The sequence below is a fragment of the Aeromonas sp. Marseille-Q7275 genome (assembly GCF_965119515.1).
This window is the reverse complement of sequence record NZ_CBCPLW010000005.1, coordinates 1-25,398: the sequence shown is the minus strand read 5'-3', so window position 1 is coordinate 25,398 and position 25,398 is coordinate 1. Positions and strand designations below refer to the sequence as shown.

Annotated in this window: 22 protein-coding genes; 13 read left to right on the top strand and 9 right to left on the bottom strand. The window is 64.9% G+C overall.

Annotated features, from left to right (window positions below):
- The first annotated feature begins 156 nt into the window (after positions 1-156).
- Positions 157-1,074, top strand: coding sequence for a LysR family transcriptional regulator (locus tag ACWPWQ_RS06475; protein WP_454009321.1), 918 nt, complete (start codon positions 157-159; stop codon positions 1,072-1,074).
- A 104-nt stretch (positions 1,075-1,178) separates the two neighbouring features.
- Positions 1,179-2,384 carry an MFS transporter gene (locus ACWPWQ_RS06470; protein WP_454009320.1) on the top strand — a complete coding sequence of 402 codons (1,206 nt, stop codon included), beginning with the start codon at positions 1,179-1,181 and terminating at the stop codon, positions 2,382-2,384.
- A gap of 65 nt (positions 2,385-2,449) precedes the next feature.
- Here ACWPWQ_RS06470 and ACWPWQ_RS06465 read toward each other — a convergent pair whose 3' ends face one another.
- Together ACWPWQ_RS06465 and rnt are read right to left on the bottom strand one after the other, a co-directional pair.
- Complete coding sequence (locus ACWPWQ_RS06465; protein WP_454009319.1) at positions 2,450-3,772, bottom strand: Na+/H+ antiporter family protein; 1,323 nt, start codon at positions 3,770-3,772, stop codon at positions 2,450-2,452.
- A 250-nt stretch (positions 3,773-4,022) separates the two neighbouring features.
- A complete protein-coding gene (gene rnt, locus ACWPWQ_RS06460; protein ID WP_454009318.1) occupies positions 4,023-4,700 on the bottom strand; it encodes a ribonuclease T in 678 nt (225 codons plus the stop codon).
- A gap of 146 nt (positions 4,701-4,846) precedes the next feature.
- Between rnt and ACWPWQ_RS06455 the strand changes: the two genes are divergently transcribed.
- From ACWPWQ_RS06455 to ACWPWQ_RS06445, 3 genes are all read left to right on the top strand, one after another.
- Positions 4,847-6,820: a methyl-accepting chemotaxis protein gene (locus ACWPWQ_RS06455; protein WP_454009317.1), complete on the top strand. Its 1,974-nt coding sequence runs from the start codon at positions 4,847-4,849 to the stop codon at positions 6,818-6,820.
- Positions 6,821-6,887: 67 nt separating this feature from the next.
- Positions 6,888-7,763, top strand: a complete 876-nt coding sequence (locus ACWPWQ_RS06450; protein ID WP_193558756.1) for a flagellar protein MotY — start codon at positions 6,888-6,890, stop codon at positions 7,761-7,763.
- 86 nt (positions 7,764-7,849) lie between these two features.
- Positions 7,850-8,703 (top strand): IS5 family transposase gene (locus ACWPWQ_RS06445; protein ID WP_454008829.1). Its coding sequence is split into 2 segments (ribosomal slippage): positions 7,850-8,192 and positions 8,192-8,703, totalling 855 coding nucleotides; the frame shifts between segments, so codons are not numbered across the junction.
- Positions 8,704-8,852: 149 nt separating this feature from the next.
- On the opposite strand, the gene suhB is transcribed toward ACWPWQ_RS06445, so the two are convergent.
- Positions 8,853-9,656 carry an inositol-1-monophosphatase gene (gene suhB / locus ACWPWQ_RS06440; protein WP_454009316.1) on the bottom strand — a complete coding sequence of 268 codons (804 nt, stop codon included), beginning with the start codon at positions 9,654-9,656 and terminating at the stop codon, positions 8,853-8,855.
- Positions 9,657-9,856: 200 nt separating this feature from the next.
- Between suhB and ACWPWQ_RS06435 the strand changes: the two genes are divergently transcribed.
- The 8 genes from ACWPWQ_RS06435 (at position 9,857) to emrD (ending at position 18,154) form a co-directional block, all read left to right on the top strand.
- Positions 9,857-10,312 (top strand): hypothetical protein, encoded by a 456-nt coding sequence (locus tag ACWPWQ_RS06435; RefSeq protein ID WP_429107637.1) that lies wholly within the window; start codon positions 9,857-9,859, stop codon positions 10,310-10,312.
- Positions 10,313-10,443: 131 nt separating this feature from the next.
- Complete coding sequence (locus ACWPWQ_RS06430; protein ID WP_454009315.1) at positions 10,444-11,052, top strand: glutathione S-transferase family protein; 609 nt, start codon at positions 10,444-10,446, stop codon at positions 11,050-11,052.
- A 31-nt stretch (positions 11,053-11,083) separates the two neighbouring features.
- A complete protein-coding gene (locus ACWPWQ_RS06425) occupies positions 11,084-11,746 on the top strand; it encodes a glutathione S-transferase family protein (protein ID WP_454009314.1) in 663 nt (220 codons plus the stop codon).
- A gap of 200 nt (positions 11,747-11,946) precedes the next feature.
- On the top strand, positions 11,947-13,473 hold the full coding sequence (locus ACWPWQ_RS06420) for an ABC transporter substrate-binding protein (protein WP_454009313.1): 1,527 nt from the start codon (positions 11,947-11,949) through the stop codon (positions 13,471-13,473).
- Positions 13,470-14,432: an ABC transporter permease gene (locus ACWPWQ_RS06415; protein WP_454009312.1), complete on the top strand. Its 963-nt coding sequence runs from the start codon at positions 13,470-13,472 to the stop codon at positions 14,430-14,432. The genes ACWPWQ_RS06420 and ACWPWQ_RS06415 overlap by 4 nt, the downstream gene beginning before the upstream one ends.
- Before the next feature lie 2 nt (positions 14,433-14,434).
- A complete protein-coding gene (locus tag ACWPWQ_RS06410) occupies positions 14,435-15,241 on the top strand; it encodes an ABC transporter permease (RefSeq protein WP_454009311.1) in 807 nt (268 codons plus the stop codon).
- The gene (locus ACWPWQ_RS06405) at positions 15,238-16,668 is read left to right on the top strand and encodes an ABC transporter ATP-binding protein (protein ID WP_454009310.1); all 1,431 of its coding nucleotides are present in this window, start codon (positions 15,238-15,240) and stop codon (positions 16,666-16,668) included. Before ACWPWQ_RS06410 ends, ACWPWQ_RS06405 begins: the two co-directional genes overlap by 4 nt.
- Positions 16,669-16,954: 286 nt before the next feature.
- The gene (emrD, locus tag ACWPWQ_RS06400; RefSeq protein WP_042649958.1) at positions 16,955-18,154 is read left to right on the top strand and encodes a multidrug efflux MFS transporter EmrD; all 1,200 of its coding nucleotides are present in this window, start codon (positions 16,955-16,957) and stop codon (positions 18,152-18,154) included.
- A gap of 95 nt (positions 18,155-18,249) precedes the next feature.
- Here the strand turns inward: emrD and ACWPWQ_RS06395 are convergent, their stop codons facing one another.
- The 6 genes from ACWPWQ_RS06395 to ACWPWQ_RS06370 all read right to left on the bottom strand — a co-directional run bounded on the left by ACWPWQ_RS06395 (position 18,250) and on the right by ACWPWQ_RS06370 (position 25,230).
- Positions 18,250-19,395: a Gfo/Idh/MocA family protein gene (locus ACWPWQ_RS06395; protein WP_454009309.1), complete on the bottom strand. Its 1,146-nt coding sequence runs from the start codon at positions 19,393-19,395 to the stop codon at positions 18,250-18,252.
- Complete coding sequence (locus ACWPWQ_RS06390) at positions 19,392-20,489, bottom strand: sugar phosphate isomerase/epimerase family protein (protein WP_454009308.1); 1,098 nt, start codon at positions 20,487-20,489, stop codon at positions 19,392-19,394. The genes ACWPWQ_RS06395 and ACWPWQ_RS06390 overlap by 4 nt, the downstream gene beginning before the upstream one ends.
- A 150-nt stretch (positions 20,490-20,639) precedes the next feature.
- Positions 20,640-21,593 (bottom strand): substrate-binding domain-containing protein, encoded by a 954-nt coding sequence (locus ACWPWQ_RS06385; RefSeq protein ID WP_454009307.1) that lies wholly within the window; start codon positions 21,591-21,593, stop codon positions 20,640-20,642.
- Between the two features lie 198 nt (positions 21,594-21,791).
- The gene (locus ACWPWQ_RS06380) at positions 21,792-22,697 is read right to left on the bottom strand and encodes an ABC transporter permease (protein ID WP_454009306.1); all 906 of its coding nucleotides are present in this window, start codon (positions 22,695-22,697) and stop codon (positions 21,792-21,794) included.
- Positions 22,678-24,165 (bottom strand): sugar ABC transporter ATP-binding protein, encoded by a 1,488-nt coding sequence (locus ACWPWQ_RS06375; protein WP_454009305.1) that lies wholly within the window; start codon positions 24,163-24,165, stop codon positions 22,678-22,680. The genes ACWPWQ_RS06380 and ACWPWQ_RS06375 overlap by 20 nt, the downstream gene beginning before the upstream one ends.
- A 48-nt stretch (positions 24,166-24,213) precedes the next feature.
- On the bottom strand, positions 24,214-25,230 hold the full coding sequence (locus ACWPWQ_RS06370; RefSeq protein ID WP_454009304.1) for a LacI family DNA-binding transcriptional regulator: 1,017 nt from the start codon (positions 25,228-25,230) through the stop codon (positions 24,214-24,216).
- Positions 25,231-25,398 lie beyond the last annotated feature (168 nt).

The following is a 25,398-nucleotide window of genomic DNA, read 5'->3' as shown; positions in this document are numbered from 1 at the left end:
CGGATCCCGCAAGACACCGGACAGGATGGCAAAGGGCCAGCCCTGGGCTATGTCGGACAGGGGTGCGGCCGAGGAGGCGGGATGTTACCTTGTGCCACTGGATGCCGACCGCGCAAGGTGAGACGCCGCCGGCAGTGATGGGCAGGGGAGAGACGGATGGATAGATTGGGGGTGATGGAGGTCTTCGTGCTGGCGGTGGAGACCGGCTCCTTCTCGGCGGTGGGGCGTCGGCTAGGACTGGGTCAACCCACAGTCTCCAAGCTGATTGCCCAGCTGGAGGAGCGTCTTGGCAGCCGCCTGCTGCTGCGCTCGACCCGTGGCCTGGCCCCCACCGAGGCGGGGGAGGCCTATTATCGGCGCGCCAGGGAGATATTGGCGCAGGTCAACGAGGCCGACGCCATGGTGCAGCAGTGCCGGGCCGGCCTGAGCGGTCGCCTGCGGGTGAGCGCCCCCGTCACCTTCGCCCGCCTGCACATCATCCCGCACCTGTCGGATTTTCTCGGGGATCACCCTGGGCTGGATCTCGAGATCCTGCTGGACGATGGCAACGTCGATCTCATCTCGGCCGGCATCGATGTCGCCTTGCGGCTCGGGGAGCAGGCGGATTCGGCGCTGGTGGCCCGCCGTCTCTCCCGCCGCGAGATGCGGGTGCTGGGCACTCCGGCCTACTTCGCGGCCAGGGGCATGCCCGCCTCCCCCCAGGGGTTGCAGGATCACGATCTGGTGCTCTACAGCCCCAAGCCCGGCACGGGGCAGCAGTGGCTGTTTTGCCGGGGAGACGAGCGGATTGCGGTGCGAGGGCGGGGACGGTTGACGGTCTCGGCCGCCGAGGGGATGCGGGCCGCCGTGCTGGCGGGGCTCGGGCTCGGCATCGCCTCCGAGTGGATGTTCGCCCCCGAGCTTGCCCGGGGGGAGGTGGTGGTGGCGCTGCCGGAGTGGCGATTGCCGACGCTGGAGCTCTGGACCCTGCTGCCGGCAGGTCGCGAACTCAACGCCAAGGCGCGCGCCTTCCTGACCTTCGTGGCCGGGCTGCCCGGCGTGGGGCAGGGGCCGGAGCATGCCGGGGTGGAATAGGTGTTATGGCGGGGCGCCTGCTACTGCCGCCCCGTGTCCATGGGTAGTCTGTGCTCATCCAGCCCGTGGCTGCACGGGGTTCATTCATCTATGAGGATGGCATCATGAGTTCATCAGTCTCCACCGACCGGGCCGCCATGGCGAGCCGCAGCCCGGGCCCCGCCCTTGTCTTTGCCATGGCCCTCTCCTGTGGTCTGGCGGTCGCCAACATCTATTACAACCAGCCCATGCTGGCGGTGATGGCACAGGATTTTCCCGGCCAATCCGCCATCCCCCTGATCGCCATGCTGACCCAGCTCGGTTATGCGGCCGGCCTGTTGTTGCTGGTGCCGCTCGGGGATGTGGTCGAGCGTCGCTGGCTCATTCTGGGGCAGTTCGTGCTGATTGCGCTGGCCTCCACGATGGCGGCCATGGCCACGGGGGCGACCATGTTGATGCTGGCCTCCGTCCTGCTCGGGATAGGCGCCACGGCGGCCCAGCAGATAGTGCCGGTGGCGGCCACCCTGGCCGATCCCGCCAGGCGGGGAGCCGTGGTCGGCAGCGTGATGAGCGGCTTGCTCGGCGGCATCCTGCTCAGCCGTACGCTGGCAGGGCTTGTCACCGCCTATGGCAGCTGGCGGGCCATGTTCTGGTGCGGGGTGCCACTGGCCCTGCTGGGGGGGCTGCTGATGGCCAGGATGATCCCGCAGGGATTGCCCCGCTCCACCCTGAGCTATCCTCGCCTGCTGGCCTCTCTCATCGGCTTGTGGCGCGAAGAGCCCGCCTTGCGCCGCGCCACCTTGACCCAGGCCTTGCTGTTTGCCTCCTTCAGTGCCTTCTGGACTGTGCTGGCCTTCTACCTCGCCGATCCCGCCTACGGGCTCGGTGCCGAGGTCGCCGGTCTGTTCGGGGTGATCGGCGTGGCGGGTGTGGTGGCTGCCCCGCTGGCGGGACGGATGGCCGACAGGCGGGGGGCGAGATCCGTGGTGCTGGTGGGCGCCCTGCTGGTGGTGCTGGCCTGGATCCTGTTCGAGACATGGCTCTCTCTGGTCGGGCTGGCGCTCGGGGTCATCTTGCTGGATCTGGGGGTACAGAGTGCGCTCGTCGCCCATCAGCAGCTCATTTATGGCCTGAGAGCCGAGGCGAGGGGACGGATCAATACCCTCTTCATGACGGGCATGTTCCTGGGAGGAACGCTCGGCTCAAGCCTGGCCATGCTGGCCTGGCAGCAGGGGGGCTGGGTCGATGTGGGCTGGGCGGGCCTCGCGCTGGCGCTGACGGCCTGCTTGGCCGCCCTCGCCGGGAAGCGGAGTCTGCAACCGGCCTCCTGAGACGAGTGCCAGAGACAACAAAGGCGACCCTGGGGTCGCCTTTCGTCTGCCTGCGTGGCGCCTTGTCAGAGCACCATGGCGGCTATCCAGCCAAAGATAATGAGCGGGATGTTGTAGTGAATGAAGGTGGGCACCACGCTGTCCCAGATGTGGTCGTGCTGGCCATCGGCGTTGAGGCCAGAGGTGGGGCCCAGGGTCGAGTCGGAGGCGGGGGAGCCCGCATCCCCCAGCGCACCCGCGGTCCCCACCAGGGCGATAGTCGCCATGGGGGAGAAGCCGAGGTGGATGCACAGGGGTACATAGATGGTGGCGATGATGGGCACTGTGGAAAAGGAGGAGCCTATCCCCATGGTGATGAGCAGGCCCACCAGCAGCATCAGGAAGGCGGCCAGCCCCTTGTGACCCGCCATCATGCCGGAGACGGACTGCACCAGGCTCTCCACCCCGTGGGTCTCCTTCATCACGGCGGCGAAGCCGGCGGCGGAGATCATGATGAAGCCGATGAGGGACATCATGCGCACGCCCTGGGTGAAGGCATCCTGGCTCTCGCGAAACTTGATGACGCCACCGCAGGTGAAGATGATGAAACCGGCGAGGGCCCCCAGCACTATGCTGTTGGTCATCAGTTGCAGGCCGAGTGCCACGGCGATGGCCAGCAGGGCGACCCAGATGTGGCTGAGGTTCAGCTCGACGGTTTCCGGCTCGGCGGCCAGGATCTTCTCCAGATCATACTGGCGCGGCTTGCGATAACTGAAGAAGACAGCCACCAGCAGCCCGACGAACATGCCGAGTACCGGAATGGCCATCGCCAGCGGCAGCTGGCCGAACTCGACCGCTACCCCGTTGTCGATCAGGTTCTTGGCCAGGATGTTGTTGAGGAAGATGCCACCAAAGCCCACCGGCAGCAGCATGTAGGTCGCGGTCAGGCCGAAGGTGATGACGCAGGCCACCTGGCGGCGATCGATCTGCATCTGGGCCATGACGTGCAACAGCGGCGGGATCAGGATGGGAATGAAGGCGATGTGGACCGGGATCAGGTTCTGGGAGGAGATGGATACCCCCAGTACCGAGGTGAGCAGCAGGCTCTTGACCCAGAGGATGCGGGACGAACTGGCATCCTTGCCGAGCTGGCTGATCACCTTGCGGGCCAGCAGGTCGGTGATCCCGGAGCGGGAGATGGCCACCGCGAAAGCTCCCAGCATGGCGTAGGAGAGGGCGATTTCTGCGCCGCCACCCAGTCCGCCGGTGAAGGTGCTGAGGGTCTGTTCGAGGGAGAGGCCGCCGAGCAGGCCGCCGACGATGGCGCCGATGGCGAGAGAGACCACCACATTGATCCGCAGCAGGCTGAGCACCAGCATCAGCGCCACCGCGATAACAACAGGATTCATTTGATTTCCTTATAGATTGTGTTGCTGTCTGTCGGGGGAAAGTCAGCTAGTTTGCGAAAAACGTGACAAATGTCGAGAAAAAAAACGGCAAAATGGCCTCTTCACGGTATTCCAGCCGAGCTAAATCAGTTCTGTCGGGATGGCGTGCTGAAAACGGTGCTGGATGACCCTGTTTGTGCCGTTCTGGTCAAACCAGCTGCCGGCGGCAATTCCGACCTCATGGAAAGAGGCTGCCAAGGCAGCCTCTTTCTCATTCCCCAATGGCACTGCCGGGGTTGTCATCGGCGGGTACCTCCTCCGGATTGGCCAGGGGCCAACCCCCCAGGCTCTTCCAGCGGTTGACGATATGACAGAACAGCTCTGTGGTGCGCTCGGTGTCATAGAGGGCGGAGTGGGCCTCTTTGTTGTCAAAGGGGATGTTCGCGCTCTGGCAGGCCTTGGCCAGCACCGTCTGCCCCAGGGCCAGGCCCGAGAGGGCTGCGGTGTCGAAGGTGGCGAAGGGGTGGAACGGATTGCGCTTGAGACCGGCCCGCTCGGCGGCAGCCATCACGAAGCCGTGATCGAAGGTGGCGTTGTGGGCCACTATGATGGCCCGGCCGCAGTCGCTCTCCTTCATACCCTTGCGCACCCCCTTGAAGATCTCGGTGAGCGCTTCCTTCTCGTCCACGGCGCCGCGCAGTGGATTGAAGGGGTCTATGCCGGTGAACTCCAGGGCGGCCTTCTCCAGATTGGCCCCTTCGAATGGCACCACATGAAAATGGAAGATCTGATCGGGCATGAGCCAGCCCTGCTCATCCATCTTGAGGGTATAGGCGGCGATCTCCAGCAGGGCATCGGTCTTGGCATTGAATCCGGCGGTTTCAACATCGATGACGACGGGGTAAAAGCCACGAAAACGGCCCTTGAGGGTGTGAACGGCGTCGGTCATGGTATCTCGGTCGGCGTGAAAGGAGGCGGCATTATGGCAAAAAAGCCGGCCCTTGTCCCTCCTGGGCCGCCATGCGCAGGCCAACTGGTTCTATTAAAAGCAGTTGCGCTTATAATTGGCCACTTCAACCATGGAGGGGCGAGGCGATGAAGAAGCTGGGATTGGCGCACAAGATGTTGCTGGTGGTCTGTCTGCCACTGTTGGCCCTGCTGTTTTTTTCCGGTCGATACGTCTATGAGCGTTATCGGGCCGAGCAGGAGATGAGTCAGGCAGAGGCTGCGCTCGGGGTGGTGCGGGAGGCGGCGCAGCTCGCCCATGAGCTGCAAAGGGAGCGTGGCATGTCGGCCGGCTTCCTCGGTTCTGGCGGCAACAAGTTCCGTGATGCCCTGCCTGCCCAGCGCAAGGTGGTCGACACCCTGCTGGTGCGTTTTCATCAGGATCCTGCCTTGCTGGCATTGACAGAGGTGCAGCAGGCGTTGACCGGGCTCACCGCCATGCGTGAGCGGGTTGGTGCCCTGGGGGTCGAGGTGGCGGAGCAGGTCGGCTTTTACACCCGTCTCAACACCCAGTTGCTGGCGGTGGTGGATCAGGTCAGCATTCGCAGTCAGGATGCCACCATAGCGCTGCAGACCAGTGCCTACGCCGCCTTCTTGCAGAGCAAGGAACGCATGGGGCTGGAGCGGGCGACCCTGAGCAATGTGTTCGCGCGAGGCAGTTTCACCCCGGCGCTGTTGCAGCAGTACATCTCCCTCCTCGCCGCCCAGAATACCTATCTCGAGCGTTTCCAGGCGTTAGCCAGCCCCTCGCAACGTCAGCTGCTGGCCGACAGTCTGGCCTCTCCCGTGGTGGCCAAGGTAGCCGACATCGAAAAACTGGCGCTGGAGAAGGCGGCCAGCGGCGGCTTTGGGGTGGATGCCGAAGCCTGGTTTGCCTTGAGTACCGACAAGATAAGCCTGCTCAAGGAGAGCGAGGATCGCCTCTATCAACAGTTGTACGATCGGGTTGAGCAGATGCGGGCCAGGAGTGCCAGCGACTTCTGGTGGGCCGCCCTCGGCGTACTCTTGTGCGTGGCCCTGACCAGTGCCGTCTGCTGGCGGGTGGTGCGCGACCTGCATCAGGGCTTCATGGCGCTGCATCAGACCTTCAAACGGCTGGTGCAGGAGAACGACCTGACGGTGCGGGTCAACTGGCGATCCGGTGATGAACTGGGAGCATTGGCACAGGATCTGAACCGCTTCCTCGAACATCTGGAAGGCCTGTTGCTGGCGGTGCGCCGCTCCTGCGACGTGCTGGCGCGCAGCGCCGCCGCCTCGGCAGAGGTGATAGCACAGGTCAACGCCGGTGTGGTCAAGGGGGTTGGCCAGGTGGATCTGGTCGCCACCGCCGCGACCGAGATGGCCTCGACGGTGGCGGAGATTGCCCGCAACGCCACCCAGACTTCGCAGGCGACCCAGCAGGCCATCGGACGTGCCCATCAGGGGGACAGGGAGGTAGATCAGACTATAGACGCCATCCAGCTGGTGGCGGGCACCCTGGTCGATACCCAGCAGCTGGTGGACAACCTGCATCGTGAGACGGAGTCGGTCGGCGAGGCGCTCAGCCTCATCAAGCAGATCTCGGACAGAACCAATCTGCTGGCCCTCAACGCCGCCATCGAGGCGGCCCGCGCCGGCGAATCCGGTCGCGGTTTTGCCGTGGTGGCGGAGGAGGTGAGGGCGCTGGCCTCGCGCACCCAGCAGGCGGCGGATGACATTGCGCGTATGCTGGCTCGTCTGCGCCAGGGCGCCAGTCAGGCGGTGACGGCCATGCACCTGGGCACCGAACAGGCGGGGCTGAGTGTGACCGAAGCCAAACGGGCCGGCAGCGAGCTGACCGATATCGTCAAGGAGGTGCGCAAGGTGAACGACATGACCGCCCAGGTGGCGACCGCCACCGAGGAGCAACGGTATGTGACCGACGATATCCAGCACAACGTGCTGACCATTCGGGAGGTCTATGAGGCCCACCGTCTGCATTCGGAGACCCTGCAACAAAACAGTGTCGAGCTGGATCAGCTGGCCCAGGATCTGACGGCCCGCATCGCCAGCTTCAAACTGATGGAGCGCCCCGCTCCCCATTGAGGTTTTGCCCTAAAGCTTGGCTTGCCGCTGCCGATAGTTAATCCGAGATCGTGTGGAGGGCAAGCCGTTGAATGCTTGGGTGTTAGGGTTGATCAGCATATCCGTGAGTATGCAGTTGCAGGCGGGAGTGACCGAGTTCGGTGCCGGTCTGGATCAATCCGTCTGGCGGTTGACCTCGGATACTCAGGTGGAGTGCCGTCTCGAACACCCCATTCCCCGCTGGGGCACGGGTGCCTTCGTCAGCCGGGCCGGTCGCAAGATCAACCTGGACTTCGAGCTGAAGGGGCAGCGGCCGCAAGCCAGGACCCAGACGGTGAGCCTCGGGATCATGCCCCCCAGCTGGCGCCCCGGTGTCTCCGGACGCCAGATAAGCCAGCTGCAGTTCTATCAGCAGTTCGACGGCCTGGTGGCGGGGCAAACCGCCTGGACCATGCTGGACGAGCTGGAGGGGGGGCGCATGCCCACCTTCCAGTACAGAGACTGGTATCGCCAGGACAGGCCGGTGCGGGTGTCGCTCTCCTCGGTCAACTTCAGGGTCAAGTACCAGGCCTTCATGGATTGCCTGAGCGGCCTCTTGCCCTACAGCTTCAACGACATCGCCTTCAGCGTGCTCTCCTATGACAAGAACAGCGATCAGTTGTCGCCTGCCTCCAGGCGGCGACTGGCGCTGATCGGCGACTACGTGAAGGCGGACAAGAGCATAGACGTGGTGGTGATCGACGCCTACAGCGACAGCTACGGCGGTCGCTGGCCGAATCAGAAGCTCTCCGAGAAGCGGGCAGATGCCATCAAGCAGGTGTTTGTGGATCTCGGCATCGAGGAGGGCAAGATCTCGGTGGAGGGGCATGGCGAGAAACAGCACGTGGCCTCTAACGAGACGGACGCGGGCCGAGCCAAGAACCGGCGGGTCGTGATCAACATGGGGCGTAACGGCACCATCTAAAGTGAATAACCGTGCGCCTCTAGGCTGTGTTCTTAAAGTGATGAAGATATAATCTCACATCTTCTCAACAGCTTAAGACCTATGTAGTGTCCCGTCGCTATCAGTTAACCGATGCACAATGGGGGCTTATCGAGCCCCTGTTTCCACATCACCGCATAAGCGGACGCCCTACTCGTGAGCCACGCCAAGTGCTTGATGGCATTCTCTGGATACTTCACACCGGTGCACCTTGGCGAGATCTGCCAGAACGTTTCGGCCCATGGAACTCGGTCTACAACTCCTTTCGACGTTGGCAAAGCACAGGCCGCATCGATGCCATCCTTGCGGCACTGCAACTGCATCTCAATGAAGAAGGGCTTATCGACTTCGACCTGTGGTGCATTGACGGCTCCAATGTCAGGGCATCCAAAGATGCTGCCGGAGCGCGTAAAAAAACACTCCGGTGAATCAAGCTCTTGGTCGCTCTCGTGGTGGTTTTGGCAGCAAAATTCACTTGGTCACTGATGGTAATGGTTTACCGCTGGGGTTCTGCCTTTCGCCGGGGCAATCAGCGGAAATCAGATATGCGACAAGTGCGTTGGCCATGGCAAGGATCCCGACTTCATCAGGCCGTTATCGCACGCGGCCAACGCATCTTGCCGCAGATAAGGCCTATAGCAGCAGGGCTCTGCGGGCAGAACTCCGGCGCAGAAAGATAAAAGCGGTTATCCCGCAACGCAGCGACCAGCAACGGCACCATAAGGGACGTCCACTGGTGTTAGACAAAGCTCGTTATCGTAGGAGAAATGTGGTCGAACGGTGCTTCGGATGGCTGAAGAAGTTTCGCCGATTCTCAACGAGGTATGAAAAGCTGGCGGGAAGTTTTGCAGCCTTTATCAAGCTGGCTTTCTGCCTTCGTTACTTACGGGAACTATTGGTGGAGAGAAAACCAGCATTTTGAGAACACAGCCTAGCCTGCTCATCTGGAACTTGGCAGGGGCCAGATCCATGCTGCAGCGGCTGATTTTCCCGATCACTGAGATAAAAAAATGCCAGTCGGCTGGGCCGACTGGCATTTTTTTTCAAGGGTTTGCGACTTACCTGGCCAGCTTATTTCGCCAAAGAATCCGGCAGGTTCTCGCGGATCTTGCCGAGCATCTCTTTCAGGACGCGCGGGTTGGCAACCACCAAGTTGCCGGAGTTTTCGTAGTTGTGACCACCCACGAAGTCGGTGACGATGGCACCGGCTTCCTTGGCCAGCAGCTCACCGGCGGCCGTTTCCCAGGGCTTCAGGCCGATTTCCCAGAAACCGTCGATGCGGCCGGCGGCCACATAGGCCAGATCCAGCGCGGGGCAGCCGGCACGGCGGATATCGGCACATTCGATGAACATGCTCTGGAACATCTTCAGGTACGGCTCGATGTGGTGCTTCTGCTTGAACGGGAAACCGGTGGCCAGTACGGTGCCAGCCATCTCTTTGGCCTTGCCGACACGGATGCGGTAGCCGTTCAGCTGGGCGCCGTTGCCACGGGTGCTGGTAAACAGCTCGTCACGAATGGGATCGTAAACGACGGCTTGTTCGGTCTTGCCCTTGACGCGCAGGGCGATGGAGACGGCAAAGTGCGGAATGCCCTTGACCAGGTTGGTCGTGCCATCCAGTGGGTCGATGATCCATTGGTAATCCGGATTGGTACCGGCAATCTCACCAGACTCTTCAGCCACGATGCTGTGTTCCGGGTAAGACTTCTTGATGGTGTGAATGATGGCCGCTTCGGCTTCACGATCAACGTTGGTCACGAAGTCGTGGCTGCCTTTTTGGATAGCCTCGATGTTCTCGGGCTGGGAGAAGGCTTTTACTACAACTTGACCGGCGTTGCGCGCAGCGCGCACGGCGATATTCAGCATCGGATGCATAGGTTCACCACTGGATGTTAAAGAACGGGGGATAAAAGGACGCGGTATCTTACCAAGATATTCTGGAATAGCAACCATGGTACCCGCATTCGGTCATGGTGGGTGCTGGCAGATCTGACGGCTCCAATAAAGGCCTGTTATCGGCTAGTCTTATCGCGACAGCCGGCTAACAGGCTGTGGTGAGCATAGGGACATGAGCCATGAATCTGTCATTAGTCAGTCAAAAACCGTCGGCAGCGACGACATTGGGGGTGCTGGCCGCACTGCGTGCCGCCAGTGGAGAGGGGGATTACTTCACCGAGGTGAGGGTGGCACAACCGGATAGTTGGCAACCGTCGAAGGAGGAGGCGGCCATCTTGCTGCTGGAAGAGGATGATGCGGCATGGCCGGAGCCAGTCTGGCCCGCCAGCGGCGCTGCCCTGGGATTGCCCGTGCTGCCCCTGCTGGTTCACCGACAATATGACAGCCCTCCCCAGGGGCCGGATGTCAGGGACCCGCGCTTTTACTTCGTCTCCAATGGCATAGTGCTGGATGAAACTGAACTCGCGGATCCCGCCTGCAGCCTGGTACTGCAGAGCAAGTTAGAGTCCTATTTCCCGCTCCTCTCCCACCTCATCCTGCTGCGTCAGCGTCAACCTGCGGTGCTGTGCAGCTAACCGCTCCCCCCTCTATTCGGGCTGTTCAAGCGGCGCAATATTTGTCATAACAGACCGATATTGTGCCGCTTGGCTTTTGTTCCTCATGGGGAAGGGAAGCGGCCCGCAGTGTTTCCGACAACGGGGGCGAGATGAAGGTCTATGAGTTGAAACGTGCCCCCAACGCCCGTCGGGTCAGGATGTTTCTGGCGGAGAAGGGCATAGAGATGGCCTATCACCAGGTCGATCTGGGGGCAGGGGAGAACCTCGAGCCGGCATTTCTGGCCAAGAACCCGGCGGGGCGCATTCCGGTGCTCGAGCTCGATGATGGCACCTGTCTCAGTGAGACAGTGGCCATCTGCCGCTACTTTGAGGAGCTCAACCCCGAGCCCAATCTGTTTGGCAACACGGCGCTGGAGCGCGCCACCATAGAGATGTGGAGTCGCATCGTCGAATTCAACCTCTGGCTGCCCACCGGCATGGCGTTTCGCCACATCACCGGTTTTTACCAGGATCGCGAGACCGTCTTCCCCGAGAGGGGGGAGGAGTGCAAGCAGCAGGCTCTGGCCTGGTTTGCCAGGCTCGATGCCCGCCTTGCCGAGGTGCCCTATGTGGCAGGAGATCGCTTCACCATCGCCGACATCCTGGCCCTGTGCACCATCGACTTCGGCAAGGTCGTCGCTCTTCGCATCGCCCCGCACCAGCATCACTTGCAGGCCTGGCATGAGCGGGTGAGTGCCCGCCCCAGCGCCCAGGCCTGATCATTACGTTTGAACGACCAAGGAGTCCAAGATGATAGAGTTGTACACTGCCGCCACGCCCAATGGGTTCAAGGTGTCGATCGCCCTCGAGGAGCTGGGGTTGCCTTACAGGGTGATCCCGCTGGATTTCTCGACCATGGAGCAGAAGAAGCCCGAGTTTCTGGCCATCAACCCCAATGGCCGCATTCCGGCCATCGTCGATCGGGATAACGGTGACTTCTCCGTGTTCGAATCCGGCGCCATTCTTATCTATCTGGCGGAAAAAACCGGCAAGCTGCTGCCGCAGGATCCCAAGCGCCGCTCCCAGGCCATCCAGTGGCTGATGTTCCAGATGGGTGGCGTCGGCCCCATGATGGGGCAGGCCAACGTCTTCTACCGCTACTTCCCCGAGAAGATCCCGGCGGCCATAGAGCGCTACCAGAAGGAGGGGCGCCGTCTGTTCGAGGTGCTCGACGGTCACCTGGCGCACCATGAGTACCTGGCCGACGAGTACAGCATCGCCGACATTGCCACCTGGCCCTGGGTGCGGATCCATGACTGGAGCGGCATCTCCATCGAGGGCCTGCCCCATCTGCAGGCCTGGATGGCGCGCATGGAGGCCAAACCCGCCTGCCAGAAGGGCATCACCATTCCGCCCCGCAACGAGAGCCCCGAGGATCAGGTCAAGCGGGCACAACAGATGGTGACCCGCTAGGATGATGACGATGGCCCGATGACGGGCCATCGCTTTTTATGATTGCCGCCCCATTGCCCGCCTGCTGGGCCGCTCATCTGTTCCCCCTTTCCCGCTGCAAATAAGCCATCTATCAAAAATGGAAAGTCATTCATTCTGATTAATTGTTATGTTATAACGCCAGATATTGGTTGGTAATCATTATCGTTTGGATGGAAAGGATGACAAAAATACACGCCCGTTGGGGATGGTGCGCCCTGGTGTTGATGGCCGGGATGAATGTTGCTCACGGCAAGCCGCTGGCCATGGTGGGGCCCTGGGAGATCCACAGTGTCGACCCTGCCAGCAACGGGGTCTTCTTTACCCGCATGCAGGTGGCGGAGACCCTGGTCGAGGTCGACAGCCAGGGCAATCTGCAGCCCGGGCTCGCGAGCCAGTGGTCTCACTCCGAGGATGGCCAGCAATGGCGATTCACCCTGCGCCCCGGGGCCCGCTTTCACGATGGCAGCGAGGTGAGCGCCGAGCAGGTCGCCTTTGCCCTGCAGCAGGCATGGCGCAAGCCCGGTGTCATGACCAGCGCCCCCATCGCGTCCATCGAGGCCCATGAGGGGGCCCTGCTGGTCACCCTCACGGGCCCCTTCGCGCCCCTGGCCGCCGTGCTGGCTCACCCCGGCACCCAGATCCTGGCGAAGGGGGCCTATGATGCCAAGGGGGAGGTGACCCAGGTCATCGGCTCAGGCCCCTATCGCATCACCCGGTTGCAGCAGCCCCAGCGAGTCGAGACCGAGCGCTTCGATGGCTGGCAGGGCCCCCAGCCTGCCATCTCTCAGGTGAGCTACCTGACGGTGGGCCGCGCCGAGAGCCGCACCCTGATGGCCGAGAGCGGTCAGGCCGACATCGCCTGGGGGCTGGATCCGGTCAGCATCCGCCGCTTGCAGCAGGCGCCCCGGGTCTCCATCGTCTCCGTTACCCTGCCGCGCACCATACAGCTCAAGCTCAATGGGGCCGATCCTCTTCTGAAGGATCCGGCGGTGCGCCGCGCCCTCAGCCTCGCCATCGATCGCCGTGGCATGGCAGCGGCCCTGCTGCGGGATCCCGAGATGGCGGCGACCCAGCTCTTTCCTCCCACCCTGGGGGAGTGGCATCAACCCGTGCTGACCCCGCTCGCCTATGACGTCAAGGCGGCTCAGGCGGCCTTGGCGGCGGCAGGCTGGCTGTTGGGGGCGGATGGCGTGCTGCACAAGGGGGAGGAGCGTTTCGCCCTGACCCTGCGCACCTTCCCGGATCGCCCGGAATTGCCCCTGCTGGCCACGGCACTGCAGGCGCAGTGGAAGGCGGTGGGGGTGGACCTCAAGGTGGTGGTGGGCAACTCGAGCGAGATCCCGGCCGGTCATCAGGATGGCTCGCTCCAGCTCGGCCTCTATGCCCGCAACTATGCCCTGGTGCCGGATCCCCTGGTCACCCTGCTGGGGGATCTGGCCCCCACCGGTGCCGACTGGGGGGTGATGAACTGGCAATCCCAAGCCATGGAGCAAACACTGGCCCGCCTTGGCAAGGAGACCCTGCCCGCAGGGGAGGCCGCGGCACTGCGTCGTGACATCGCTACCACCCTGCAGCAGGAGTTGCCCCTCCTGCCCATCGCCTGGTATCGCCAGAGCGCGGCGGTCAGCCGTGAGCTGAAGGGCTTTGAGCTGGATCCCCAGGAACGCAGCTACCGTCTGGACAAGCTCACATGGAGTGCACAATGACAGCGGCGCCCTTCTCTGCCGTCATGGGAATACTGGGCCAGCGGCTGGTACAGGCGCTGATGGTGGCCCTGCTGGTGGCCGGGCTCTGCTTTCTGATGGTGCAATCCCTGCCCGGGGACATCGCCTTTCGCATCGCCGCGGGCCGCTACGGCTATGACTATGTCACCGCCGAGGCCGCCAACGCGGTGCGAAGCGAACTGGGGCTGGCCGGCTCGGCCCTCTCCCGCTTCGGTGACTGGCTGGGCGCCCTGCTGCAGGGGGATCTTGGCAGCTCCCTGGTGACGGGCGCACCTGTGGCCAGCGAGGTGGGCCACCACCTGGGGGCCACCCTGTCCCTGGCGGTGGCCGCCGTGGCCCTGGCCCTGTTGCTGGCGCTGCCGCTCGGCAGCCTGAGCGCCCTGTGTCCGGGGGGATGGTGCGATCGCCTGACCCTGGGCTGGAGCGTGCTGATGCGCGCGCTGCCTCCCTTCCTGCTCGGCCTGGTGCTCATGGTGCTGCTCTCGGTGGAGCTGGGCTGGGTCAGCGCCGCCGGTCACGGGGAGGGGAGCAACCTGCTGTTGCCTGCCCTCACCCTGGGGCTGGGGCTCTCGGGTGTGCTCTCCCGGGTGGTGCGCGAGAGTGTGCTCACCGTGGTGCAGTCCGGCTATTACCGCTTCGCCCTCACCAAGGGGCTCTCGCCCGCCCAGGTCTTCAGGCGTCACGGCCTGCGCAATACCGGGGTCAGCGTCATCGCCTACACAGGGGTTCAGTTGGTGCTGCTCATCGAAGGGGTCGTGGTGGTCGAGAGCCTGTTCGCCTGGCCCGGCATCGGCCATGCCCTGGTGCATGCCATCTTCTGGCGCGACATCCCCATGGTGCAGGGAACCGTGCTGGTGCTGGCGGCGCTCTTCGTGCTGCTCAATACCTTGACGGATCTGCTCTGCCTCGCCATCGATCCCCGCGGTCCCAAGGAGTCCTGATCATGTCTTTCTCTGTCAAGGCGGGAGCAAGCCTGCTCCTGCTGGTGGTGCTGTTCGCCCTGCTGGGCCCCGTGTTCTGGCCCGATCCCGCCGCCCAGGATCTGGTGCAGTTCCTGGCCGATCCCTCCTGGCAGGAGCCGCTCGGGCGGGATCAGATGGGCCGCAGCCTGATGGCGCGGCTCGCGGCGGCGACCCGGCTCTCCCTGCTGCTGGGGATGCTGTGCGTCCTGACGGCGGCCCTGCTGGGGTCGCTGCTGGGCTGGCTCTCAGCCTGGCGCGGCGGCTGGGTCGACGGCCTGCTGCGCAGCCTGGCCGACGGCGTGCTGGCCCTGCCGAGCCTGCTGCTGGTGCTGCTCTTCTCCGCCATGGCCCAGGGGGGCTTCGCCATCCTCTATCTCGGGTTGGCCATGGCCCAGTGGGTGGAGTACTACCGGGTGGTGCGGGCCCGCAGCCGGGCGCTGCTTGCCTCGCCCCAAGTGGAGGCGTCCCGGCTGCTGGGCTTTGGCAACGCCCACATCCTGCGGCGCCACCTCTGGCCCGAGCTGGCCCCCCAGCTGCTGACCATGATGGCCTTTGGCCTCGCGGGGGCCATCCTGACTCTCTCGACCCTGGGCTTCGTCGGGGTGGGCATCCAGCCACCCACCCCTGAGCTCGGCCTGATGATGACGGAGGCGCTGCCCCACTATCAGGAGGCGCCCCGCCTGCTGCTGGCCCCCATACTGGTGATGGGAGTGATGCTGCTGGCCCTGGTGCTGCTCAATCAGAAGAGCACTCTTCATCCTGGATCCCCGCAAGGAGTCACCCCATGACGACCATTCATATCAAGGGCCTGCAGGTGGATGACGGTCGACAGACCCTGCTGCAGGCGCTGGATCTCACCCTCTACCCCGGCAGCGCCTTGACCCTGATAGGGGAGAGCGGCTCGGGCAAATCCCTGCTGGCCCATGCCCTGATGGGGACCCTGCCTGCCCCCCTGCGCGGCCGGGGTGAGATGGCGATGGGCGGCCTGTGCCACAGCCTGGCGGACCCCCAGGCCCTGCGCGCCCTCTGGGGGCGGGAGCTGGCCATGCTGCCCCAGGAGCCGGTGTTGGCGCTGGACCCCACCATGGGGCTGCTGCCCCAGGTGGAGGAGGGCTGGCTGGCGGGCGGCAAGGAGGCGCGCTCGCGGGCGCGGGACGCCCTCGAGCGGCTCGGGCTTGCCGGGCGGGAGCGCCACTTCCCGCACCAGCTCTCCGGGGGCATGGCCCAACGCGCCGCCTTTGCCGCCGCTACCCTGGGGCAGGCGCGCCTGCTCATCGCCGACGAGCCCACCAAGGGGCTCGACAGCCGGGCCAGTGCCAGGTTGCAGACATTGCTACAGGGCTATCTGACCGAGGGGCGCCACCTGCTGACCATCACCCATGATCTCTCCCTGGCCCGGGCGCTGGGGGGCTGGGTGCTGGTGGTCAAGGGAGGTGAGATAGTGGAGCAGGGGCCCGCCGAGCAGGTGCTGCAGGCGCCTTCCCATGCCTACACCCGCGCCCTGCTGGCGGCGGAGCCCTCGGCCTGGCCCGAGGCCGTGCATCCCCCGACCGGCGACTGGCTGCTCAGGGGGGAGGGACTCGCCATGGGCTACGGGGATCAGACCCTGTTCGAGGGGCTCGACCTGCCACTGGCCAGGGGGGAGCGGCTCGCCATCATGGCGCCGAGCGGTGCGGGCAAGAGCACCCTCGGCAATGTGCTGCTGGGGTTGCAGCGCCCGCTGCGAGGGCGGGTGCTGCGCCAGGGGGGCATAGCCCCCCACCGCTGGCAGAAGCTCTATCAGGATCCGGTGCAGGCCTTCGCCAGCCGGGTGCGTCTCGCCACCCAGTTTGACGATCTGCTGCGCCTGCACAGGCTGCCCCGCCAGCCCCTCACCGACTATCTGGCGAGGCTCGGCCTCGATGAGCGGCTGCTGAGCCGGCTGCCGAGCCAGGTCTCCGGGGGGGAGCTGCAACGGCTGTCCCTGATCCGGGCCCTGCTGCTGCGCCCGGTGCTGCTGTTTGCCGACGAGCCCAGTTCCCGGCTCGATCCCCTGAGCCAGCAGCAGACCATCGCCTGCCTGCTGGGGGAGCTGGCGGAGATAGGCTGCGCCCTGCTGCTGGTGACCCATGACGAGGCGCTGGCGGGCAAGGTGGCCGGGCGCTGCCTGCGACTGAGGGCGGCGGGCACAGCCGAGCACAGGCTGGCGCCTGCCGGGTTGGGGCGGGTGGGCTAAGAGACGGGGCGCCTGGGCAGGCGCCTTCTCGCTCCCGTTCGATGTCAGTTCGACGGGGCCGTAGGCCGTCCCGATTAGAAAAACTTGGGAAAGCAGATTATAAAGATTCGTTCGTTTTTTGTGACATGAATCACTAAGATCACCGCAAGCCAAAGAGCGTCCTGCTCCTGGCGGGTGCGGGTCCTCCGCCTTGCGTTTCACCTTTGATTGACCCTGTTAATTGGATCCCCTCTGCGGTTCTCTGCCAGAGGCGGGCAGCTTTTCGATGATTTTTCGGGACTGAGATATGTATCGGCACAGTTTTTATCCGCTGTTTTTCCTGACCATTCTGATGGTCGCCGTGGGTCAGATGACCCAGACCCTCTATGTGCCCTCCATTCCCATGATGGCGGGGGACTTTCATGTGGCCTCCGGTCAGTTGCAGGCGGTGATGGCCTGCTACCTGATCCCCTACGGCCTCTCCCAGTTCGTCTACGGTCCGCTGTCTGATCGCATCGGCCGCCGCCCTGTGCTGCTCATCGGCATGATGGTGTTTCTGGTGGGCACCCTGACCATTCAGCTGATCCCGCACTTTGCCGCCCTGCTGGCCGGCAGCTTCATCCAGGGGCTGGGCACGGGGGCCGGTGGCGCCATGAGCCGGACCGTGATGCGGGATCGCTACAGCGGCGCCGAGCTCAACCGCGCCAACAGCCTGGTGAGCATGGGGGTGATCTTCTCTCCCCTGCTGGCACCCGTGCTGGGGGGCTGGCTGACCGAGCTGTTCAACTGGCGCGCCGGCTACTGGTTCCTGTTCGGCTTTGGCGCCCTGACCACCCTGGCCCTGCTGGCCTGGTTTGGCGAGACCCTGCCGGCGAGCGCCCGCCAGCAGCCACTGCGGGTCGGCGCCGCCTACCGCCACGTGCTCGGCAACCCGCGCTTTCAGGGCAACCTGCTCTGCCTGATGGCGACCTTCGCGGGGCTCGCGGTATTCGAAGCGGCGGCCGGGGTGCTGCTCGGCGACGTGCTCAAACTGAGTGCCCGCACGGTGAGCGTGCTGTTCGTGCTGCCGCTGCCCGGCTACCTGTTCGGCGCCTGGCTCTCGGCCCGTCTGAGCTTTCGCCTGAGCCAGGGCAAGCTGATGCGCCTTGGCATCGCCTTCCTGGGGCTGGGGGCCCTCATCATTCTGGTGCCCGGCCTGTTCGGGGTGGTGAGTGCGGCCTCCCTGGTTGGGGGCGCGGCTGTCTACTTCATCGGCAGCGGCATCCTCTACCCGACCGCCACCTCCTGCGCCATCGAGCCCTTCCCGGGTCAGGCGGGCACCGCCGGGGCCATTCTGGGGGGTATGCAGAACCTGGGGGCCGGTGTGGTCACCCTGCTGGCCGCCAGCTTCCCGATGGAAGGGCAGGTGACCCTGGGGGCCATCATGGTGGTGATGGTGCTGATTGTGGCCCTGAGCTTCCTCTGGCTGCGCCACCATGGTTCTCCCCACGAGCAGATGGCCGTCTGAGGCAGCCAACTCAGGTGAAGAGCCCGCCCTCGTCGGCGGGCTTTTTATTGTCCGGTGCCTGGGGAGGGCCGCCCGCGGCCTTGCGCCATGGCGGGTCAGGAGAGCGGCAGCCAGCGTCCGTCGGCGGCGTGGCTGGCCAGACTGGTCTCGATGAAGCGCATGCCCGCCACCCCGTCCTCCACCGTGGTGAGCGCCAGGCTCTCGGGGGGCGGGGCCTCCCCGGCCGCCAGGGCGTGGATCTGCAAGGCCGCGTCCGTGTAGAGCTGGGCGAAGGCCTCCAGATACCCCTCGGGATGACCGGCGGGTACCCGGCTGGCATGGGTCGCCGCCGGGCTTGCCACCCGGCCTCGGGTCAGCCGCTGGCTGGCCCCGCCAAGGGGGGTCAGCCAGAGTTCATTCGGTACCTCCTGGCGGAAGATCAGGCCGGCCTTGTCGCCATAGAGGCGGATCTGCAGCCGGTTCTCCTCGCCGCTGGCGACCTGGCTGGCATTGAGTGATCCGCGCATCCCCTGGGGGTAGCGCAGCCAGACCTGCAGATGATCGTCCACCCGCCGCCCCGGCACGAAGCTGTGCAGCAGGGAGGCGAGCTCATTTGGCAACTGCCCGGTGATGAAGGCCGCCAGCTGGTAGGCATGGGTGCCGATGTCGCCGAGGCAGCCGGCCCGGCCGGCGCGGGTCGGATCGGCCCGCCAGTCCGCCTGCTTGTTCTGACCCGGGGGGATGGGGTTGGCGAGCCAGTCCTGCAGGTATTCGACCTGCACATAGCGCAGCTCCCCCAGCTCGCCGGCGGCGACCAGCTCGCGGGCGTGGCGCACCATGGGGTAGCCCGAATAGGTGTGGGTCAGGGCAAACAGCCGCCGCTGCTGGCGGGCGAGGCGGGCGAGTTCCTCCCCCTCGGCCAGGGTCAGCGCCAGCGGCTTGTCGCAGATAACGTGGATGCCGGCTTCGAGAAAGGCGCGCGCCACAGGGGCGTGCAGGTGGTTGGGGGTGGTGATGGCCACCACCTCTATGCCGTCGGGTCTGGCCGCCTCGGCCTGGGCCATCCTGGCGTAATCCTGGTAGGCGCGGGCCGGATCCAGCCCGAGGGCGAGGGCGCTCGCCCGGGCGTTGGCGGGGTCGGCGGAGAGGGCGGCGGCGAGCAGCTCATAGTGATCGTCCATGCGGGCCGCCAGTCGATGCACGGCGCCGATGAAGGCCCCCTGGCCGCCGCCGACCATGCCCAGACGCAGTCGTCTCTTCATTTTTTCTCTCCCATCTTGCCGCCCGGATGACCGCTTACGCTGTCGCCAAGGCCGAGCAGGCTTCTGACCGTCTCCCGCGCCAGGCCGCTGCCCGCGAAGTCATCGAAGGGGCGCTCGGCGACCCGGATCAGGTGGCGGCGGATGAAGTCGGCCCCCTCGGCGGCGCCATCCTCCGGGTGCTTGAGGGCGCACTCCCACTCCAGCACGGCCCAGCCGGGGTAGTCGTACTGGGCGAGCTTGCTGAAGATGGCGCCAAAGTCTATCTGGCCATCTCCCAGGGAGCGAAAGCGCCCCGCCCGCCCGAGCCAGGGGGCGTAACCCCCATAGACTCCCTGGCGCCCCGAGGGCCTGAATTCCGCATCCTTCACGTGGAAGGCGCGCACCCGCTCGTGATAGAGGTCGAGGAAGGCGAGGTAATCGAGCTGCTGCAACAGCATGTGGCTGGGGTCGTAGAGCACGTTGACCCGAGGGTGGTCGCCGGTCGCCTCGAGGAAGCGCTCCATCGTGGCGCCATCGAACAGATCTTCTCCCGGGTGCAGCTCGTAGCAGACGTCCACCCCGGCCTCGTCAAAGGCATCGAGCAGGGGGAGCCAGCGGCGGGCGAGCTCGGCGAAGGCCTCCTCGATGAGCCCGGAGGGCCGCTGGGGCCAGGGGTAGAGATAGGGCCAGGCGAGGGCGCCTGAGAAGGTGACGTGGGCGCTGAGGCCAAGCCTTCGAGAGGCGAGGGCGGCCGCCCTGAGCTGCTCGCCGGCCCACTGGGTACGGGCGGCAGGCTTGCCGCGCAGCGCCGGGGGGGCGAAGCCATCGAACAGGGTGTCATAGGCGGGATGGACCGCCAGCAGCTGGCCCTGCAGATGGGTGGAGAGCTCTGTGATGACCAGCCCCCGCTCGGCCAGCAGGCCGCTTGTCTCGTCGCAATAATCCTGGCTGGTCGCCGCCAGGGTCAGATCGAACAGGCGCGGATCCGTCGGCAGCTGCAGGCCGCGAAAGCCGAGGCCGGCGGCCCAGTCCGCCAGGCCGGTGAGGGTATCGAATGGCGGCTTGTCCCCCATGAACTGGGCGAGGAAGATGGCCGGTCCCTTGATGGTCTTCATGGGCACTCCTGAATAAAGGCAGTTAACCCCCTCCCAGCCTCCCCCTTCACAAGGGGGAGGAGTAAAAACGCCCTCCCCTGGGAAGGGGAGGGGTGGGATGGGGCCTGGGCTCCCGCGAAGGGGAGGCCGGGGTTCTCACATATGACAGTTTTAGAACGGGGAGTCGGGGAAGTAGAACTCCTTGGCCGTTTGCGGGGTGATCAGCACAGAGGGGATGATGGTGTTGGCCGGCAGGCGTTCACCCTTGAGGCGGGCCTCTGCGGTGAGCATGATGGCGTCGTACATGAACTTGGGGGAGTAGGAGACGTTGGCCTGGATGCGGGGATCGCTGCCCTCCATCAGGGTCTTGATCGCCCCCTTGGCCCCGGCGCCACCAAACACCAGCTTGATGTCGGTACGCTTGGCCTGATCGATGGCCTTGAGCACCCCCACCGCCATGTCGTCATCGGCGGCCCAGACGGCGTCGATATGCTTGAAGCGGGTCAGGAAGTCCTGCATCACCTTGAAGGCGTCATCCCGGTTCCAGTTGCCATATTTGGCGTCGAGGATCTTGATCTCCCCGTGCTGCTTCATCACGCCGCTGAAGGCCTCGAAGCGCTCGTTGTCCAGGGTGGTCGGAATGCCGCGCAGGGCGACTATGTCTCCCTTGCCGTTGAGGGTCTTGGCGATGAACTCGGCGGGCAGCTTGCCGAAGGCGGTGTTATCCCCGGCCACGTAGGCATCCTGGGCGCTGGTGTCCGTCAGCCCCCGATCGACCACGGTGACATAGACCCCCTTCTGCTTGACCTGGGCCACCGGCTTGGTCAGGGAGGCTGACTCGAACGGGAAGATGACCAGCGTGTCTATCTTGTTGACCGTCAACAGATCCTGCAGCTGGTTGGCCTGCTCCGGGGCATTGGCGGCGGTCTTGACGATCACCTTGAGATCGGGATGGGCCTTCTCCAGATCCTCCTTGGCCTTGTTGGCCCACCAGACGATGCCGGCGGTGAAGCTGTGGGTCGCGGTCGGGATGGAGACCCCCAGGGTCATCTTCTCGGCTGCCGAGGCGCTGCCGGCTGCGATCATCAGGGCGCAGGCGCCCAGGGCGTGTAGCATCTTGTTCATCTTGATAGCCTCTTGACTGTTGGGCTTGTGCCCGTTCCTTGTCTCTGGCGAGGGGAGGCCCCGCCACTGGTGTCACTGCCGTTTCTTCGCTTTCGTCTTCCTGTCCACAACAGCCTCAACGCCTGTGTTGCATGAAGGCAACCATGATGATCACTATGCCCTGCACGGCGGCATTGAGGTAAACACTGATGATGCTGGTCAGATTGAGGATATTGCTGATGACCGACAGCAGGATGGCGCCCACCAGGGTGCCGAAGATGCGCCCTCTCCCCTGAGGGAGGTGCCCCCCACCACCACGGCGGCGATGGCCTCCAGCTCCCACAAGAGCCCTGTGGTGGGCGTGGCTGAGCCCAGGCGCGGCACATAGAGCAGGGTGGCGATGCCGACGCAGAGCCCGAGCAGCGCATAGGTGAGCAGCTTGACGCGATCGACCCGGATGGCGGCGTAGCGCGCCACCTGCTCGTTGGAGCCGATGGCCTGCACATGGCGACCGAAGGCGGTGCGGTTGAGCAGCAGCCCTCCCGCCAGTGCCACCAGCAGCAGGACCCAGACCGGGATGGGCACGCCCAGCAGGCTGCCGTAATAGACGGGGCTGTAGCTATCGCCGAGGGCATCGTCCAGGGTCAGGGCGCCGCCGTCGGCCAGATAGGTCAGCACGGCCCGAAAGATGCCGAGGGTGCCCAGGGTGACGATGAAGGGTTCAATCCTGCCCCGGGTGATCAGCAGGCCGTGACCGGCGCCAAACAGCAGGCCGAGCAGCAGGGCCAGCCCTATGCCGAGCACGACCACCAGCAGGGGGGCATCCACCAGCACCCCGGCGCCGAGCCGGTTCATGATGAGGATCATGGCCCCGGCGATCAGGGCGGCCATGGCGCCCACCGAGAGATCGATGCCGCCGGACATGATAACGAAGGTCATGCCCACCGCTATGATGCCGATGAAGGCGGTGCGGGTCAGCACGTTGAGCAGGTTGTCCAGGGTGGCGAAGTCGGGGTTGAGCAGGGCGCCGAGCAGGCACAGCAGGATCAGCCCGAGCAGCGGGCCACTCCCCGATAGCAGGGAGAGCAACCGCTCTTTGCGGCTGTCAGTGGGTACCGGTTGCATAGGCGATCAACTCCTCTTCGGTCAGATGGTGGGCGGGCAGCACCGCCTGGAGGCGGCCGGCCCGCAGCACGGCGACTCTGTGGCACAGGCCGATCAGCTCGACCAGCTCGCTCGAGATGACGATGACGGCGCGCCCCTCGGCGGCCAGTCGCTGGATCAGGAAATAGATGTCACGCTTGGCGCCCACATCCACCCCACGGGTGGGCTCGTCGAGGACGATGACCCTGGGGTCCGGGTGCAGGAACTTGGCGAGGGCCAGCTTTTGCTGATTGCCCCCCGACATCATGCGGGCCCGGGCCGAGTGGGCGCCGGCCTTGATGCCGAAATCATGGATGGCCCGGGTGAGGGCCGCCTGCTCAGCCCCCTTGTCCAGCCAGGGGTGGGCGTAGCGCGCCAGCGTCATCAGGGTGAGGTTCTCGGCCAGCCCGAGTTGCAGGTGCAGCCCCTTGCCGTTGCGATCCTCCGGCAGATAGGTGAGCCCCTGGCGCATGGCGGCGAGCGGACTGTCGATGCGCACGGCCTTGCCTGCCAGCTGGATGCGACCCCCCTTGCGCTCGCGCAAGCCGAGGATGGCCTCGAAGGCCTCGGTGCGACCGGCCCCCACCAGTCCGGCGAAGCCATAGATCTCGCCGCTGCGCACCTCGAAATCGAGGTCGGCCACCCAGCCGGGGACGCAGAGTCCGCTCACCGCGAGGGCTATCTCTGCGCCCTCCGGCGGTGGCAGCCTGGGGGGGAACATGTCCGACATCTCGCGTCCCACCATGAGGTTGGCCATCTGCTGGCGAGTGAAGGCCGCCGTCTCCCCCCGGCTGACGAAGCGACCATCGCGCATGACCACCACCTCGTCGGTGATCTGCTTGACCTCGTCCAGCTTGTGGGAGATGTAGATGATGGTGGTGCCCTGGGCCCTGAGCCTGGCGATGAGGGCGAACAGCCGCGCCGTCTCCCCCGGGGTCAGGGTGGCGGTCGGCTCATCCATGATCAGCAGGCGGGCCTGCCGTGACAGCGCCTTGGCGATCTCCACCAGCTGCTTCTCCGCCACGATAAGCTGCCGTACCTTGGTGGAAGGGGCGCGTTGCAGCCCGACCTGCTCCAGATAGTGCTGCGCCCGGGTCGCCATGGTGCGTTCGTCCAGCAGGCCGACCCTGGTCAGCTCATGGCCGAGGAAGAGGTTCTGGGTCAGGGTCAGGTGCTCGGCCAGGTTGAGTTCTTGATGAATGAGCACTATGCCCGCCTGCTCCGCCTCGCGGGAGGAGTGCCAGCTGCGCGCCTCGCCATCGATGCGGATCACCCCGGCGCTGATGGGCTCGTAACCGGCGAGGATCTTCATCAGGGTGGACTTGCCCGCGCCATTCTCCCCCAGCAGGCCGTAGACCCGCCCCGGCGCCAGACTGAAGTCGACCCCGTGCAGCACCCGGATGGGGCCGAAGTCCTTGCAGACGCCGCTAAATTCGACACCAAGACTCATCGCCTTCTCCTTTGTCTGTCTCGCGCACTCTGCCGACGGGGGCTTGCATCAGGCGCTGGCTCTGCTGACGAGCCGATGGGGGAGCAGGCGCCCGATCAGCGGGGTGTCGGGGGCGTTCAGGCGCTGCAGCAGCAGTTGGGCGGCCTCGGCGCCGAGCTCCTCCATGGGCTGCGCCATGGTGGTGAGCGGTGGATTGAGCTGGGCGGCCATGGGTATGTCATCGAAGCCCATGATGGCGATGTCGTCCGGGATGCGCAGCCCCGCCTCCTGCAAGCGGTGCATCAGGCCGATGGCCAGCGCATCGGCGACGGCGAAGATGGCGGTGGGGCGCTGCGGACAGTCGAGCAACTGCTGCGCCGCCTCGGCCCCGGCCAGGAAGCTGAGGCTGGTGACCCGGATATTCCACTCATCCACCAGCGCGAGGCCGGCTTCTGCCAGGGCCTGGAGGACCCCGGCCTCCCGCTGGCGGGCGTAGAGGTAGGCGGGATCCGCGCCTATGAGGGCGATCTGGCGATGGCCCCGACTCAGCAGATAGCGGATCGCCTCCGCCGCCGCCCCCTGGTTATCTATGCCCACGTAGGGAACCGGCATGGCGGGGTCAAACTCGCAGCAGGCGACCCAGGGCAGCGCGTTGATCTCCTGGCTCAGTCCCTGCTGGATGGAGTCGGGATCCAGGCAGATGGCGCCGTCGGCTCTGTGGGTGCGCAGCAGCTCGAAGGCCGAGCGCTCCCGGCCCGGATCCGCGCCTGTGTCGCACAGCAGCACGAAGTAGCCGTGCTGGCGGGCCACCCTGTCGATGCCGCGCACTATCTCGATATAGAAGGGGTTGCCGAGGTCGGGCACCATGATGAGCAGCAGCCAGCTTCTGGCGGTGCGCAGGCTGTTGGCCAGCTGATTGACGCGATAGCCGAGCTCGTGGACGGCGCGGTTGACCTTGGCCTGGGTCTTGTCGGTGACCCCCTCCTGATGGTTCAGCACCCTGGAGACGGTGGCGACCGACACCCCGGCCCGCGCCGCGACGGCGGCCATGGAGACGGGATTGACAGGGGCGGGGGCGCGGCTCATTCCAGGTTCCTGTGGTTGAAATGTAATCGATTACATTTTTAGGTGACGCCGGGACAGTTCGCAAGGTTGAAATAACAAAAAAACAACAAATGGCTATTGCATTGATATGGTAGGTATTTTTAATGGCGGGTTTTTTTTTTTTTTTTTTTTTTCTTTTCTATTTCTTGA